Raw genomic sequence first — 14,954 nt, 5'->3', positions numbered from 1 at the left:
TTTAAGAATTTGGATTAGGAATTTGAAATTAAATTAATAATTATTTTTAAATTTTATGGATTTTTTACTAAAACTTTATATTATAAAAAATTAATTAGCAAGTTAAGGCATTTAAATGTTTTTTTATAAAAAATGTGAAGTTTGTAAAAATAAAATTCCTTTACCTAAAACACATGTTTTTGATGAAGATTTAGGATATATAATGAAATGCGATTATTGTGAAGCTATTTACAAACACCAAACAAGAGATATTTTAGGAATTTTGATTTTTATTTGCAATGTTTTTGCTCTTATTTTTAGTGTTATTTTGATATATGTGTTTTATTGTGTTATAGCTAACGAACTTATATGTTTTTTTATCTTAATATTTTTGTATGGTTATTTTATGCATGTATTTCACATATTAATTATTGATAAATATGTTTTAACTAAAAATACTAAAGAAATTTAATATAGACAATATCGCATCACTTCCTATAAAAAATAGCATATTAAGTCTTGCTATGGCTTTTATATCTACTATTTTATTTTATTGTTATATAAAATATAAAAGCAAAAAATAATAACTTTTAATTCCAACTATTTTTACAATAAAACATTTTTAAATTTATTAAAATCCTAATTTAAATTCCAAAATATTTTACACCATCAATTAACCTTATTGTTTAAAAGAATTTAAATAAACTTATTTGCTATACTAAACCATAAAAATTGTTTTATATTTGGAGCGATAAATGTATTCTAAGCTGATAGAGTTTATAAGAAAATTATTGTATTGTATATTTGCATTGCTTTGCATACTATTTATATTATCTATTTTATCCATCGGCGCTTTTACAATAATAGAATATTATGTTACAAAACCTTACGATTATAGTGATTTTGTTAAGGTAACAAAGGAATTAAAAAAAGTTGAAGAAATTTTATTAAAGCAAGGATATAAACCATATTATGATTTTGGTGATAAAAGAACATATAAGGTAAATTACAATGAACTTGGATATGGTTGCATTATTGATGAGTTACAAAAACAAAAATACGCTATTCAAAATTTTTTTGAAAGATATCCACATACGCAATTAGAAAAAATCAATAATTATAAAAGTATAGATGAAATAAAAGAAATAAAAAAATTTAGCAAAGATTTATTAAAAACTTCACAAGTCTATGAATTTAATTACGAGCTAACAATTGATGGTTTTGAGCATTTTTATGATAAAAATTCTTTTATTTTTAAAGATGGAAAATTATTTGTAAAATATTATTACTTTAGTTTTAATAATAATTTACTTGAAGAAAATTATGAGTTTTTAATAGATGATTGTGGTTATATTGAGCGTATGTAGTAAAAGAGTTAGTATGAAAGTAATTAATAATTGTTAGGATTTTAAATGTTTTTTAGAATAGTTAAATTAATATTTCTTATAAGTTTATTATGTTTAATATTTGCTTTATGTTATTTTACATTAACTTATAATTTTATAAGTAATAACACCGACCCATTAGAAGAATTTAATGAGCTTAAAACAAAATTATATAGAATTGAAGCAGACCTAAGTGAGAATAATTTGAGCTATTATGATTTTAATACTGATAAAACTTATAAAATAGATTATAATAAATTCGGCTATAAGTGTAAAATTGAATACCTAGAACGACAAAAACTCGCTATAAAAGATTATTTTAATCGTCATGCAAATGTAGAAAAATTAGAAAAAGTTCAAAATTATAAAAATATAGATGAAATAAAAGAAATAAAAGAATTTAGCAAAGAATTATTAAAAACTTCAAAAATAAATAAATTTAATAATGAGCTAGTAATAAAACATGATAAATATTTTTATGATGAAGCTTCATTTGTTTTTGAATCTGAAAGATTGTTTGTGAAGTATTATTACTTTGATGAAAATAATGATTTTAACGAAGTTAGTGAAGAGTTTTTCATAGATAGTTGTGGTTATATTGAAAATAGATATAAAGCAATAAGTTCTAAAGGTAGATTTAGATTATAAAAACTATAAATAATTTATAAATATTATTTATAGTTTTAAATGAATAAAATTATTTTAAAAGATTTGATAATTTATCTTTAACTTCGTTTGAGTTTAATTCTAGTTTTTCAAGTGTTTTACGAGCTCTAAATTCTACCAAATTATCATCAAGTTTTTTACCCACTACAATAGCATAAGGTGTGCCTATTAACTCATAATCACTCATTTTTACACCAAAACGCTCATTTCTATCATCTAATAAAGCCTTAATACCATTAGCCAAACAATACTCATATATATCATTTGCAAACTTAACTTGCTCTTCATTTTTAATATCTGATATTATGATTTGTAATGTAAATGCTGAAATATTTTTATCAAAAATAAGCCCATAATCATCATTATTGCATTCAGCAATTACTGCTAAAAGCCTACTAATTCCTATACCATAACAACCCATTATAAAAGGTTTTGCCTTGCCATTATTATCAAGATAAGTTGCATTCATAGCACTTGAATACTTATCGCCTAATTTAAATATATGCCCTACTTCAATGCCTTTTGTAATTTTTAAAGCTTTATTACACTTATGGCATTCATCGTTTTCTTTAACCAAGCTTAAATCATAAAAACGCTCTTGTAAAAAGCTAGTTACCTTAAATCCTACATAATGATAGTCTTTTTCGTTTGCTCCACAAATTAAATCGCTTTCATTTTCTAACTCGCTATCTATGAAAAATCTAACAGGACAATCCTTAAGCCCAATAAATCCTGGAACTAAATTAGCCTTTATTAATTCTTCTTCACTTACATCTACTAAATCAAGTGCATTAGCTGCATTTAAAGCCTTAGTTTCGTTTAGCTCATCGCAACCTCTTATAAAATATACTATGATTTCTTCTTTATCTACATATATTGCTTTTTTTGCTACTGCTTTTATGAAATTATGCTCTTTGCATTTAAAGAATTTAGCTAAATCTTCTATGGTTTTTACATTTGGAGTGTGAAATTTTGCAAAATCAGCTTCTATTTCTTTGATAAATTTTCTTTTAGCTCTTTTTGCTGTTTCTATATTAGCACAATATCCACATTCACAAATAGCCAAATCATCTTCTCCACTAGGACTAATTACCATAAATTCTCTTGAACCACTTCCACCAATTGCTCCGCTATCTGCTTCTACAATCGCATAATTTAACCCTAATTCATCAAAAATTTTACAATACGCTTCTTGCATATTTAAAAACTCAGCTTCTAAAGACTCAAGCGAATCATGAAAACTATAAGCATCTTTCATAATAAACTCACGAGCTCTAAAAAGTCCAAATCTAGGTCTTGCTTCATCACGGAATTTAGTTTGAATTTGAAATAAATTAATAGGCAATTGTTTATAGCTTGTAATTTTTCCACGCACAAGTGCAACTATTGCTTCTTCTGCTGTCGGACTTAGGATAAAATCATTTTCTTTTCTATCCTTAAACCTTAGCAATTCTTTACCAAATTTAGCACTTCTTCCACTCTCATCCCAATAATTTAACGGGCATACAAAACTAAGATTTAAATAGTTTGCTCCTGCATTTTTCATATGCTTAATTACAATATTTTTAATATTTTCTAATACTTCAAGCCCTAATGGCAAATAACTATAAAGTCCTGAGCCAAGTTGCTCTATATAAGCTGCTCTACTAAGTAAAATATGACTTTTTAAGATAGCATCTCTTGGTGCTTCTTTTGTCGTTGGTGCGTATAATTTTGAAAATCTCATTCGTTTTCCTTCACATTAAATAAATAATTTAAACTTTGCGTTTCTAAACCTTCATCATCAATATTTTTAAGTCTTATTGTAGGTTCGTGCAAATAAGACTTCATAACTTGTTTTGCGAATTTCAATGCTTCTTCATTATCACTATTTTTTAAATAACCTTTCTTAATTGCTATTTCTAATTCTTGATTTATGATTTCATCTGCTCTAATTCTCATAGCTTTTATTATAGGAGTTACTTGAATTACATTTAAATCCTTATAAAACTCATTAACCATTTTTGCAACTACACTAAAAGCAATTTTTGCTTCTTCATCTTTAAATTGCATATTTTTCTTAACTATTTCATTTAGACTATCAACGCTAAAAACTTCTATCAATTCGCTATTTTCAAGCTCAATATCTCTTGGCACAGCAATATCAAAAAAATACCTTTTAAACTCAACCGGACTTATAATATCTTTAGTAATTATAGGTTCATTTGAACTAGTAGCACAAAATATAAGCTCATAAGAATTTAAAATAGAGATTAAATCTTCATAATCTAAACATATTAAATCTAGTTCATTTGCTAGTTTTAAAGCATTTGCTTTGGTTCTTGAAATTATCGCAATATTTCCTTTTGTATGATTTAGTAAGTGTTTTGCAGCTAATTCTATCATCAAACCACTTCCTATTAAAAGGATTTTTTTAGTTTTAATATCACAAATCTCTCTTGCTTTTGCTACTGCAACAGAGCTTACTGATACAGAGTTTTTTGAAATAGCAGTTTTATTTCTAACCATTGCAGCACATTTAAAAGAATAATTAATCGCTACTTCTAAATTAGGAGAATAATTAGCACTTTGCAAGGCTTGTTTTAATTGACCTGTGATTTGAGTCTCCCCTATTACAAGACTATCAAGTGAGCTTGAAACACCAAAAAGATGATGAATAAACCCACTGCCTTCGTAAATATCAGGAGAATTTTTGATAAGTTGCTCATCAATCTTACAAATTAAACATAAGCACTTTATTATGTATTCATAAACACCCACTTGGTTTTCAATATAACACATTATTTCTATTCTATTACAGGTGCTTAAAATCACGCATTCTTCTATGTAATCATTAGCTAAGATTAATTTATAAATTTCTTTTTTCTTAAATTCATCACTTAAAGCTAGTCTTTCTCTTACTTCAATACTTGTATTTTTATGAGTAAAACTAACGCTAAAATAATGCATCAAAACTCCCTAAAAATCATTTTTTTAACGATTTCTTTTAATTCATCGCTACTTGCGTATTTTAATGCAAGTTCTCCGTAATTTTTAGCTTCATTTATACTTGCATTTATTAAATCGTATTTTAAAAATTGCTCTTTTATCCACGATAATTCATCTTTGCTTAAAGTCTTACAAAAATAAGACCTTAGTCTTGCTTTATCATCGCCTTGCAATTTTTTATCTAGCATAATGTATGGAAGAGTAACTTTGCCTTCTTTATAATCATTTAAATTTGGCTTTCCTAAAGTAGCTTCATCTTGAGTAATATCTAAAATATCATCAACTATTTGAAAGGCAATTCCTAGATTTTTACCAAATTCTTTATAGTCATTAGCGTTAGGATAATTAGCTAAAAGTGCTGCTGCATATGCACTCGCTTCTATTAATGAAGCCGTTTTTTTATAAATCATTTCATAATATTTGCTCTCATCTTCATTAAAGCTTTCTCCAAGCTCTACATCAAGCAATTCGCCACTACTAAGTAAGGCAACTGCACGACCAACACAGGCTGCTATTTCACTTTTAAAAGAGCATAAATTATAAAACGCAATTGAATATAAAATATCGCCTAGCATAATAGCAGTTTTATCGCCATAAATTGCATTAATACTTGGAGCATTTCTTCTAGTTAGTGCTTCATCTATTACATCATCGTGCATAAGCGATGCTAGATGAATACACTCAATTACTGCACATAATTTATAAGCTTCATCACTAACTCCAGCTATTTTTAAAATCAGTTTTGAGCGTAATCTTTTGCCGTGATTTACCTTGGCTAAATACTCATAAATACTAGGATGCTTTAACTCTTTTATAAAGTCATTTATATAAAAATCTATCTTTTCCATACTACTTCCCTTTTAAATTCTTATTAAACTCAATATCTACTCTTCCATCGTTATCAATAACTAAAACTTTTATTTTAGCTTTATTATCTTTAAAATCCTTAAATTCTAAAAAAAGTGTAACTTTATCAATGCTAGGATTTTTGTAATTAGGCAAAATTTGTTCTTTAACAAAATCAAGCCCCCTTCTAAGAGATAATACATATTGTTTTCTATAATTTTTATAATCTTTAAAATTAGTTAGCAAAATCAAATTCGTATTATCAAAATGCGTCCATCTAAAGGCATATTTTTGCCATTTTTCTTCACCCTTAGGACTTATGAAAAACCATTCTAATTCATCTTTTTTTAAAATATATTCTTTTTCATAAGCAAAATTAGGCACACCCGCAAATAAATTAATACTAAAAAAAATCAGTATTAAAAATCTATAATATTGTTTGGACATTCTTTATGATAAACCCCAGCTGCGTCATAATATTCATTACAATCTTCATAATAATGAAGCCTAATTCCATCTTTACTAGCACACGAGCTAAAAATAATAGCTATTAAAACAATCAATTTTTTCATGCTATCAACCATTGAAATAATTTTTTAAGCTCTTCACTTTCACTTCTTCTATTTTTATGCTTTTTTCTCCATTCATAAGGATTTTGAGCGTTTTTATCTATCCATAAGCCTTTTAATTCTTGTCTTGCTTTTAACTCATCGCTTTTATACATATTTGTATAATAAGAATACGCCCAAGCACAACCTTGCTGAACTACATAGCGATTTATATCTACCTCATCTAAATATACAATTGCTATGGTTCTTTTATATTTATCTTTGCCTTTGATTTTCAAATCAACCTTTTTGCCAATTATTTTAGAAGACAAAACCCTAGTACAATATGCACCAAAATTCTGACTTGTTTCAGGTGCGTCAATGCCATATAATCTAACTTTTGTTTTTTTCTTGCCTTTTCTTACTTGAATAGTATCTCCATCCATTACTTTTGATACAAAATACTCTCCTGCAAATAGATTAATACTTAGCAAGAATATCAAAACAAATCTCATTATTTAGCTCTTACAATTTTATTTAAAAATGTGAAATTTTCTTTAATTTTAAAATCACTTTCAATAGATTTTGCTAATTTTTCTAAAGAAGATTTAAAATCATCAAATAAATAATTAGCATAAGAACCTGGATTTGGATTAATCTCATTTAGATAAATCTCATTATCTTTAATAAAAAAATCGCATCTAATTAAAGCACCTTTAAACAACGGCAAATAAAGTCTAGTAAAAGCGTCTTTTAATTTATTTACTAACTCATCATTAAGTTTTACTTCTTCTATTTTTTCTTGTTTAAAGCTTAGATATTTTTGGTCAAAATCTAAATGACCATTTTTCTTAGGCTCTTCAATCTTTGAAAATACAATTTTTTCGCCATCAAAAAATCCTGCTAGATTTACTTCTTGAATATTTTCAATAAAAGGCTCTGCTAAAATCTTGTCATCAAATTCATACGAGCTATCATACGCATAAGCAAAATCTTCTTTATTTTTTACTATATTTATACCTATACTACTTCCAAGCCTAGCTGGTTTTAAAATAACAGGTAATTCAACCTCATCATTTTTACTTTCTAATAATTTATAAGCAATTGTTTTAACCCCTACTTCATTTGCATAAAGTTTAGTTAAATGTTTATCAAAACTAAGCACACAAGCAGCAGTTCTAGGGCCTATGTATTTGATATTATAAAAATCAAACATAGAAGCTAATTTCCCATCTTCGCCATCTTTTCCATGAACTATATTAATAGCTATATCAAATTCTACTTTTTCTTCGCCTAAAAGTTTTTTAAGATAAAAGCCACCTTGTTTTAATACTAAAGGCTTAAGGTTTTTAAAACCACCTTTTGCAAAATAATTTGCATTCATATTGTTTTTATCTATTAGATAAAACTCATTATCAAAACTAACATAAATAAAAATTACATCATCTAATAATTTTGCCACAGTTACAGCACTTACTATGCTTATTTCATGCTCGTAAGAATTCCCACCAAAAACCATTGCGTATTTCATTTATTTTCCTTAACTTAATTTTTTAAGAGCTAGTTTTATTACTTCGCTAACACTATTTGCATTAATATCTTTTAAAGCTTTAATCACAGCTTCTTGTTTAAAACCTAAAGCAAGTAAAGCTTCACTAGCTTCGTAATAATAATTATTCTCCGCACTTATTCCTAATTTGATTATTTTATCTTTTAATTCTAATATTAATCTACTTGCACTCTTAGCACCAATTCCTGGAGCTTTACATAAAGCTTTTGCGTTTTCATTAATAATGGCACTTTGTAAACTCGCTACATCCATTGATGATAGAAGTGCCATAGCACTTGTAGCACCTATGCCATTTACTTTTATTAAGGCTTCAAATAATATTTGCTCACTTTCATCTAAAAAGCCATATAATTTATTTGAATCTTCTTTAATAATTTGAGTAATTAATAAAGCTACTTTATCTCCTTTATTAATCCTAGCAGCACTTAATAAGCTAAGATTTATTCCATACCCTACTCCATAAGTTTTTAAGATTATAAACGCAGGAGTTTTTTTAATAACTTCACCTTCTAAATAAACTATCAATAATCTTCCTTTTCTTCCATAAATTCATCTTCGTAATTTTTAACTTCTGTTCTTTTTAGCTTTACTATTTTTGCACTTTCTTCATCACCTATCATAACTCTTTCTAATTTTAAACAATATAAATCTTCATATTCTTTAGTATTATAAGTTAGCTCAATATCAGGATAAAGTAATTTGAATTTAATTTCATTTAAATTCGCCCATCTTTTAGTATTTATAACCTTTGCTTCATAGACTTTATTTTGCAATCTTTTTAAATCATCTTCTAAATCTTTATGCTTATCTTTAAAATCTTTTAATTTAGTAATTAAATCATTATATTCAAGCACAACATTTTGATAATCTCTAATTTTTTGCAAAAATGCAGTAGGTGGAATAATATTACTTTGCTTCATCTCTGCTAATCTTTGTTTAATTTGCATAATACTATCTTTATTAGCGTCTATGATTGATTTTTTACTATCTATAATTTTTGGTAAAGATAATAGATTTTTATTTACTTCGGCTAATTGACCTAAAGTTTTTTCAAGACTTTTAACAATTATTGGAGATTTACTAGCACTTACTAAGAATTTGTTATTTTCTCCTAAACACTCTTTAACAACTGCAATATCACTAACTTCTATAGTTGTATTAGTTGTGAGCGTATCTATCATTACTTTATTTGCTATGATTTTACCGCCTAATGCGTGTTTTACTCTTACATTTTTTCCTATAATAACGCCATTTTCAAGCCTATTTACTTCTATATCTTCGCCTTCGCAATAACCCCTATGCACTTCTATATTGATTTTTTTCGCATAAATCTTACTTTTTGAATGAGTTTGTCCGCCTATATTTGCAATCTTTGCTTTTACTACTGAATTTTGAGCGATATTTCCTTTTACATTAAGTGTGCTTACTTCTATACTAAGATTTGCCCCTACTGCGTCTTTTAAATAATCTTGTTCATCAACATTTAAAGTAATATCTTTATTAATACCTGCATCAATTGAACCTGTTGTTTTAAATTCCACAGCTTGAACGCTAACACTATCTTTTATATCATACAATTTATCTCTATAAACAAAAGTTACATAGCCATTTATATTTGCATAATACTTTATACTCAAATCATCTTCAAGCATTCTAATATTTTCACTAACCTTAAAATCAGGCTCACTTATAATATTAGAATTAGTAGCGTTAATGATATTTCCTTTTAAATCCTTACCATTAACAGCCTTTATTGGTTTAATAAATTCAATTATTAATTCATCTTTACTAATAGCATTTATAAAACCACGCTGAGAATAATCAATTTTAGCATTTTCATCTACTTTTTTATCTTTATAATAAAGCTTAGTTTCTGAATTAATAGCATTAATTGGCTCAATCCCCTTAGCTAAAACTATACTAGCTTCCATAATTTGCTTACTTTCAAATGCCTTTAGCATTTTTACAAGCTGCTCTTGAAAAGTAAATTCTCTAATGCCTAGTAATAAACCTGCTTTTATAAATTTTTTATTAATTAAATCTCTAATATTTTCTATATATTCAGCAAATTCTATTTTATCATCATAATTTATAGCACTAAAATTTGCTACTACCTTAGTAAGATTTTTATTTGTTCCTATCTTAAAATCAATTAATGGAACAATATTATCTATTATTTCTATTTCATATATTTGTTTAATTTCTATATCATCATTAAAGAATTTATCATCGTTAAATACTTCTAATTCGTGTTCTAAAAGAGTTTGAGACATTCCATCTTTAGTGATTATTGTCTCATAATGAAGAACCTTAAAATCTAAATTATTTATATCTTTTCTATATCTATTTGCATAATTTGTTAATTCATCATAAGGTTTATCTGTTTTGATTATGTATTTTTCCAAATTGTAAAGCCTTTATTTTTTTTCGTTAATATACCTAAAAATAAATTAAAAAAGTAAAATGAATGAAACAAGAACTAATAAAAAAATATTTTTTCAATATTTTTGGTATTTTAATATCAAGAATAAGTGGCTTTTGTAGAGATTTTTTACTAGCTAGATTTTTAGGGGCTAGTATTTATTCTGATATATTTTTTATAATGATAAAGCTTCCGAGTGTTTTTAGAACCTTATTTACCGAAGGCACATTTAATCAAAGCTTTTTACCAAATCTAGCCAAGACTAATCGTAAAGGCGAATTTTGTGTAAAGATACTTATAATTTTTATAGCTATACTTAGTTTAATAGCCTTAATTGTTTTTATGTTTTCTAATATCTTTACTAATCTAATAGCCTATGGTTTTGATGATGAGATTAAAAAAATATCAGCACCTTTAATCGGGCTTAATATTTGGTATTTAGTGATTATTTTTTGTGCTTCGTTTTTTGCGTCTTTACTTAATTATAAAGGTAGATTTTTTATAACTAGCATAAGCGCTTCTATTTTTAATTTTGCCTGTGTAGCTGCTCTTTTAATATTTAAAGATTTAGAAAAATTACAATTGCTTAAAATGATTACTTATTTTATTTTAATAAGTGCTTTTATTCAAGTAATTATTTTAATGATTGCTTTAAAGGATAATAAAATCTTTCATTCTATGATAATTTATGTAAAGAATTTAAATCATAAAAATAAAAAAACTTCTCTTAAAGGCTTTTTTAAAAATTTTAGTTCATCTTTAATTGGCTCATCAAGTTCACAATTAAACTCATTAGTTGAAATTGCTCTAGCTAGCTCATTAGCTCACGCAAGTATTTCATATCTTAATTATTCAACTAGACTTTATCAACTCCCACTAGCCTTAATTGCTATTGCTTTTACTCAAGTATTTTTCCCAAGCTTAATTGCTTATATTAAACAAGGAAAAACTAAAAATGCTATTTTAAGTATTCAAAAAATATTTGAATTAATGCTACTTTTATTAATACTTGCTGCATTAACAGGCTATATTTTAAGCGAAGAGATAATTAAACTCTTATTTGAGCGTGGAGCATTTACAAATGAAAACACACTTGAATGCGCTAAAGTCTTAAGACTTTATATATTATGTATAGTTCCACTTGGAATTTCAAAATTATTTTTAGCTTGGATAAATGCAAATTATTTACACTCAATTGCTGCTAAGATTTCAATAATGTCTTGTTTTATAAGTATAATTGCAAGTTTATGTTTTATAAAAGATTTTGGTATTTTAGCCTTTTGTATAAGTGCTAATATTTCTGCTTGGTTTATACTACTTGCTTATCTTTTTGTGTTTTCTTATGCTAGATTTTTTAGTATTTTAAGACCTAGCGTTTGCTTAGGAATTATCTTTATTAGTGTAATATTTGCTTATGTTTTAATATATTTAAAAGGATTTTTAAATGCAATTTTTTAACTCACAAACTAGAAAAAAAGAAGAATTTACATATAAAAATGAATGTATAAATATATATGTTTGCGGTCCAACCGTTTATGATGACGCACATTTAGGCCATGCAAGGTCAAGCATAAGTTTTGATTTATTAAAAAGAGTAATTAAAGCAAGTGGTTTTGAAGTAAAATTAGCAAAAAATTACACAGATATTGATGATAAATTAATCAAAAAAATGAATGAAAGTGGCAAAAGTCTAGCTGAAATTAGCGAAACTTATATTAAAAGTTATGAAGCTGATATGAAAGCTTTAAATGTTTTAGAGCCTGATATTAGCCCAAGAGCAACTGAATATATTAATCAAATGATTAGTTTTATTGAAAAATTGCTTGAATTAAAATATGCTTATAGATTAGATGATGGAATATATTTAAATACAAGTTTAGATAAACTTTATTTAAGTATTTCAAACAAACCTCAAGATGATACTATCTCAAGACTTGAAAATGAAGTAGATAAAAAGAATGCAAGTGATTTTGTATTATGGAAATTTGATGAGAATTATTATAAAGCAAGTTTTGGCACAGGTCGTCCTGGTTGGCATACTGAATGTGTTTGTATGATTTTAGATATTTTTCCTAAATTACACATTCATTGTGGTGGGGCTGATTTGTTGTTTCCACATCACGAAAACGAAGCTTGTCAATGTCGCTTAGCAACTAAAAACGAACTGGCTACTTTTTGGCTACATAATGGCTTTGTAAATATTAATAACGAAAAAATGAGTAAAAGTCTAAATAATAGCTTTTTTGTAAAAGACGCTTTAAAAGAATTTAGCGGAGAAACACTTAGATTTTATTTACTAAGCACTCATTATAGACAAGATTTTAATTACACAATTACTGATTTAAAAGCTTCTAAAAAACGCCTTGATAAAATATTTAGAGTGAAAAAAAAGCTTAATTTAAATGAACTAGATTTAAAAACAATAGCACCTAATAGTGAGCTAAAATCAAAATTAGTTGAAGCTTTAAGCGATGATTTAAATACTTCAAAAGCACTTGCAATTGTAGATGAATGGGTAAATTATGCAAATACTATAAAAGCTAATGATGAGCTTAAAAATGAGTTTTTAGCTATTGTTGAATTATTAGGAGTTGGAGTGATTAATCCTAATGAATATTTACAAAATTGTGATGAGAAATTCCGTATTCAAATTCTAAAATTAATTGATGAAAGAAATGAAGCTAAAAAAAATAAAGATTACGCAAAAGCCGATAGTATTAGAAATGAATTAAGTAATTTAGGCATAAGCATTCAAGATAGCGCTAATGGTGTTGATTGGGAGATTTTATGAATTTAAAAGAAATAGAAAATCAAAATGTATCCCAATTAAAATTATCTTATGTATTAAAAAGGTTTAAGCACTATTTTAAAGATTATAAAATAAGATTTTTTCTAGCAATAATAGGTATGATTTTAGCTTCAGCTGGAACTGCTGGTAGTGCTAAGATTATTGAACCGATTTTAAATAAAATCTTTGTAGAAAAAGATGTAACATTATTATATATCTTACCTTTAGGTGTGTTTGCTTTATATTTTATAAAGAATTTAGGTCTTTATATGCAAACAATTAATATGGGTTTTATAGGTATAGAAATTACAAAAAGACTAAGGCAAAAAATCCTAAAAAAAATCATAGTAATGGATATGAAATTCTTTCAAAAACACCCTAGTGGAGAGCTAATATCACGCTCATTAAATGATATTGGAAGTCTTCAAAATGTGCTTACTAATTTCATTCCTGATATTACAAGAGAAATAATTACAACCTTAGGCTTACTTTATGTAGTGATTTCTCAAAGCCCAAAATTAGCTTTTTTTGCATTTATTATCTTACCTGCTGCTATGCTTCCTATTAGATATTTCATAAAAAAATTAAAAAGTATAGGAATAGCAACACAACAAAATTATGCCGAGCTTACTTCAAGACTAAATGAGATTTTAGGCAATATTGAACTAGTTAAATCATCAAATGCTGAAAAATTAGAACTAGAAAAATACAAAAATAGCAATGAAAATGTAGCGAAATTAATCTATCGTGGAACTAAAATAAATGCCTTTACAAGCCCTATTATGGAGACTTTTGGTGCTTTAGGCGTATCGGCAACTATAATAATAGGTGGAATGGAAGTTATAAATGGCTCTATGCAAATAGGCAATTTTTTCTCATTTTTAACGGCTTTATTTTTAATATATACTCCTGTTAAAAGAATTACAAGTCTTTATGCAAGTCTTCAAACAAACCTAGCAGCTAGCACAAGGACTTTTTATTTACTTGACCTTGAGCCAGAGATTAAAGGTGGAGATGAGAATTTAAATCAAGAAATTAAAAGCCTAAAATTACAAAATGCTAGTTTAAAATACGATAATAAATTAGCTTTAGATAATGTTAGTATAGAGTTTAAAAAAGGCGAAATCACCGCAATTATAGGAAGAAGTGGTAGTGGAAAAAGCTCTTTAGTAAATACTATTTTAAGATTTTATGAGCTAAATTCTGGAGAAATTAAAATAAATAATAACAATTATAAAAATTATTCACTAGATAGCTTAAGAGAAAAAATAGCAATAGTTACACAAAATATTTATTTATTTAGCGATACTATTGCAAATAATATTGCTTATGCAAATGAATTTGATGAAGAAAGAGTAATTAATGCCTTAAAACTTGCAAATGCTTATGATTTTATAAGTGCTATGCCTGATGGAATTTATACTAAACTAAGTGAAAAAGGTAATAATTTTAGCGGCGGTCAAAGACAACGCCTAGCACTTGCAAGAGCGTTTTATAAAAATCCTGAAATAATAATTTTTGATGAAGCAACAAGTGCTTTAGATAATGAAAGTCAGAATTTAATATCAAAAAGCTTAGTAAATATTAAGCAAGATAAGATAATTATTCTAATAGCACATAGATTAAATTCCATTGCAATTGCTGATAATATTTTGATTTTAGATAATTCTAAAATGGTGGGATTTGGAAACGATAAAAGCTTAGAAAATAATGAATTTTATAAAAAATTAAAAGAAAAATTTGAAGAATGTTAAAAGAGATA

15 protein-coding genes are annotated in these 14,954 nt (G+C 26.3%); 6 read left to right on the top strand and 9 right to left on the bottom strand.

Going from position 1 to position 14,954, the window contains the following annotated elements:
• The first annotated feature begins 115 nt into the window (after positions 1-115).
• From AVBRAN9334_RS05635 to AVBRAN9334_RS05625, 3 genes are all read left to right on the top strand, one after another.
• Positions 116-451: a hypothetical protein gene (locus AVBRAN9334_RS05635; protein WP_239803648.1), complete on the top strand. Its 336-nt coding sequence runs from the start codon at positions 116-118 to the stop codon at positions 449-451.
• 283 nt (positions 452-734) lie between these two features.
• Positions 735-1,346 carry a hypothetical protein gene (locus tag AVBRAN9334_RS05630; RefSeq protein WP_336607235.1) on the top strand — a complete coding sequence of 204 codons (612 nt, stop codon included), beginning with the start codon at positions 735-737 and terminating at the stop codon, positions 1,344-1,346.
• Between the two features lie 45 nt (positions 1,347-1,391).
• On the top strand, positions 1,392-2,012 hold the full coding sequence (locus AVBRAN9334_RS05625) for a hypothetical protein (protein ID WP_336607234.1): 621 nt from the start codon (positions 1,392-1,394) through the stop codon (positions 2,010-2,012).
• A gap of 49 nt (positions 2,013-2,061) precedes the next feature.
• Here the strand turns inward: AVBRAN9334_RS05625 and AVBRAN9334_RS05620 are convergent, their stop codons facing one another.
• From AVBRAN9334_RS05620 to AVBRAN9334_RS05580, 9 genes are read right to left on the bottom strand one after another with little or no spacing between them, the layout of a single operon-like run.
• The gene (locus AVBRAN9334_RS05620) at positions 2,062-3,756 is read right to left on the bottom strand and encodes a proline--tRNA ligase (RefSeq protein WP_336607233.1); all 1,695 of its coding nucleotides are present in this window, start codon (positions 3,754-3,756) and stop codon (positions 2,062-2,064) included.
• Positions 3,753-4,979 (bottom strand): glutamyl-tRNA reductase, encoded by a 1,227-nt coding sequence (gene hemA / locus AVBRAN9334_RS05615; protein WP_336607232.1) that lies wholly within the window; start codon positions 4,977-4,979, stop codon positions 3,753-3,755. The genes AVBRAN9334_RS05620 and hemA overlap by 4 nt, the downstream gene beginning before the upstream one ends.
• Positions 4,979-5,866, bottom strand: a complete 888-nt coding sequence (locus tag AVBRAN9334_RS05610) for a polyprenyl synthetase family protein (RefSeq protein WP_336607231.1) — start codon at positions 5,864-5,866, stop codon at positions 4,979-4,981. The genes hemA and AVBRAN9334_RS05610 overlap by 1 nt, the downstream gene beginning before the upstream one ends.
• A gap of 1 nt (position 5,867) precedes the next feature.
• Positions 5,868-6,311: a hypothetical protein gene (locus AVBRAN9334_RS05605; protein ID WP_214117724.1), complete on the bottom strand. Its 444-nt coding sequence runs from the start codon at positions 6,309-6,311 to the stop codon at positions 5,868-5,870.
• The gene (locus AVBRAN9334_RS05600) at positions 6,284-6,436 is read right to left on the bottom strand and encodes a hypothetical protein (RefSeq protein WP_214119933.1); all 153 of its coding nucleotides are present in this window, start codon (positions 6,434-6,436) and stop codon (positions 6,284-6,286) included. The genes AVBRAN9334_RS05605 and AVBRAN9334_RS05600 overlap by 28 nt, the downstream gene beginning before the upstream one ends.
• The gene (locus AVBRAN9334_RS05595; RefSeq protein ID WP_214117726.1) at positions 6,433-6,927 is read right to left on the bottom strand and encodes a thermonuclease family protein; all 495 of its coding nucleotides are present in this window, start codon (positions 6,925-6,927) and stop codon (positions 6,433-6,435) included. Before AVBRAN9334_RS05595 ends, AVBRAN9334_RS05600 begins: the two co-directional genes overlap by 4 nt.
• Positions 6,927-7,943 carry a D-alanine--D-alanine ligase gene (locus AVBRAN9334_RS05590; RefSeq protein WP_214117727.1) on the bottom strand — a complete coding sequence of 339 codons (1,017 nt, stop codon included), beginning with the start codon at positions 7,941-7,943 and terminating at the stop codon, positions 6,927-6,929. The genes AVBRAN9334_RS05595 and AVBRAN9334_RS05590 overlap by 1 nt, the downstream gene beginning before the upstream one ends.
• A 9-nt stretch (positions 7,944-7,952) precedes the next feature.
• Positions 7,953-8,507, bottom strand: a complete 555-nt coding sequence (gene ruvA, locus AVBRAN9334_RS05585; RefSeq protein ID WP_214117728.1) for a Holliday junction branch migration protein RuvA — start codon at positions 8,505-8,507, stop codon at positions 7,953-7,955.
• Positions 8,504-10,387 carry a flagellar assembly protein A gene (locus AVBRAN9334_RS05580; RefSeq protein ID WP_336607230.1) on the bottom strand — a complete coding sequence of 628 codons (1,884 nt, stop codon included), beginning with the start codon at positions 10,385-10,387 and terminating at the stop codon, positions 8,504-8,506. Before AVBRAN9334_RS05580 ends, ruvA begins: the two co-directional genes overlap by 4 nt.
• Before the next feature lie 62 nt (positions 10,388-10,449).
• Between AVBRAN9334_RS05580 and murJ the strand changes: the two genes are divergently transcribed.
• From murJ to AVBRAN9334_RS05565, 3 genes are read left to right on the top strand one after another with little or no spacing between them, the layout of a single operon-like run.
• Positions 10,450-11,862, top strand: coding sequence for a murein biosynthesis integral membrane protein MurJ (murJ, locus tag AVBRAN9334_RS05575; RefSeq protein ID WP_336607229.1), 1,413 nt, complete (start codon positions 10,450-10,452; stop codon positions 11,860-11,862).
• Positions 11,849-13,195, top strand: a complete 1,347-nt coding sequence (gene cysS / locus AVBRAN9334_RS05570) for a cysteine--tRNA ligase (RefSeq protein WP_336607228.1) — start codon at positions 11,849-11,851, stop codon at positions 13,193-13,195. The genes murJ and cysS overlap by 14 nt, the downstream gene beginning before the upstream one ends.
• Positions 13,192-14,946: an ABC transporter ATP-binding protein gene (locus AVBRAN9334_RS05565; protein ID WP_214119930.1), complete on the top strand. Its 1,755-nt coding sequence runs from the start codon at positions 13,192-13,194 to the stop codon at positions 14,944-14,946. The genes cysS and AVBRAN9334_RS05565 overlap by 4 nt, the downstream gene beginning before the upstream one ends.
• Positions 14,947-14,954: the final 8 nt, after the last annotated feature.

This window comes from Campylobacter sp. RM9334, from assembly GCF_020138145.1.
Taxonomy (GTDB): domain Bacteria; phylum Campylobacterota; class Campylobacteria; order Campylobacterales; family Campylobacteraceae; genus Campylobacter_E.
Note: the sequence above shows the minus strand (reverse complement) of the source record. Positions and strands in the feature narration are given on the sequence as shown.

Coding starts and splice junctions, on each gene's coding strand:
- AVBRAN9334_RS05635 (WP_239803648.1), top strand. CDS start 116: ATGTTTTTTTATAAAAAATGTGAAGTTTGTAAAAATAAAATTCCTTTA.
- AVBRAN9334_RS05630 (WP_336607235.1), top strand. CDS start 735: ATGTATTCTAAGCTGATAGAGTTTATAAGAAAATTATTGTATTGTATA.
- AVBRAN9334_RS05625 (WP_336607234.1), top strand. CDS start 1,392: ATGTTTTTTAGAATAGTTAAATTAATATTTCTTATAAGTTTATTATGT.
- AVBRAN9334_RS05620 (WP_336607233.1), bottom strand. CDS start 3,756: ATGAGATTTTCAAAATTATACGCACCAACGACAAAAGAAGCACCAAGA.
- hemA (WP_336607232.1), bottom strand. CDS start 4,979: ATGCATTATTTTAGCGTTAGTTTTACTCATAAAAATACAAGTATTGAA.
- AVBRAN9334_RS05610 (WP_336607231.1), bottom strand. CDS start 5,866: ATGGAAAAGATAGATTTTTATATAAATGACTTTATAAAAGAGTTAAAG.
- AVBRAN9334_RS05605 (WP_214117724.1), bottom strand. CDS start 6,311: ATGTCCAAACAATATTATAGATTTTTAATACTGATTTTTTTTAGTATT.
- AVBRAN9334_RS05600 (WP_214119933.1), bottom strand. CDS start 6,436: ATGAAAAAATTGATTGTTTTAATAGCTATTATTTTTAGCTCGTGTGCT.
- AVBRAN9334_RS05595 (WP_214117726.1), bottom strand. CDS start 6,927: ATGAGATTTGTTTTGATATTCTTGCTAAGTATTAATCTATTTGCAGGA.
- AVBRAN9334_RS05590 (WP_214117727.1), bottom strand. CDS start 7,943: ATGAAATACGCAATGGTTTTTGGTGGGAATTCTTACGAGCATGAAATA.
- murJ (WP_336607229.1), top strand. CDS start 10,450: ATGAAACAAGAACTAATAAAAAAATATTTTTTCAATATTTTTGGTATT.
- cysS (WP_336607228.1), top strand. CDS start 11,849: ATGCAATTTTTTAACTCACAAACTAGAAAAAAAGAAGAATTTACATAT.
- AVBRAN9334_RS05565 (WP_214119930.1), top strand. CDS start 13,192: ATGAATTTAAAAGAAATAGAAAATCAAAATGTATCCCAATTAAAATTA.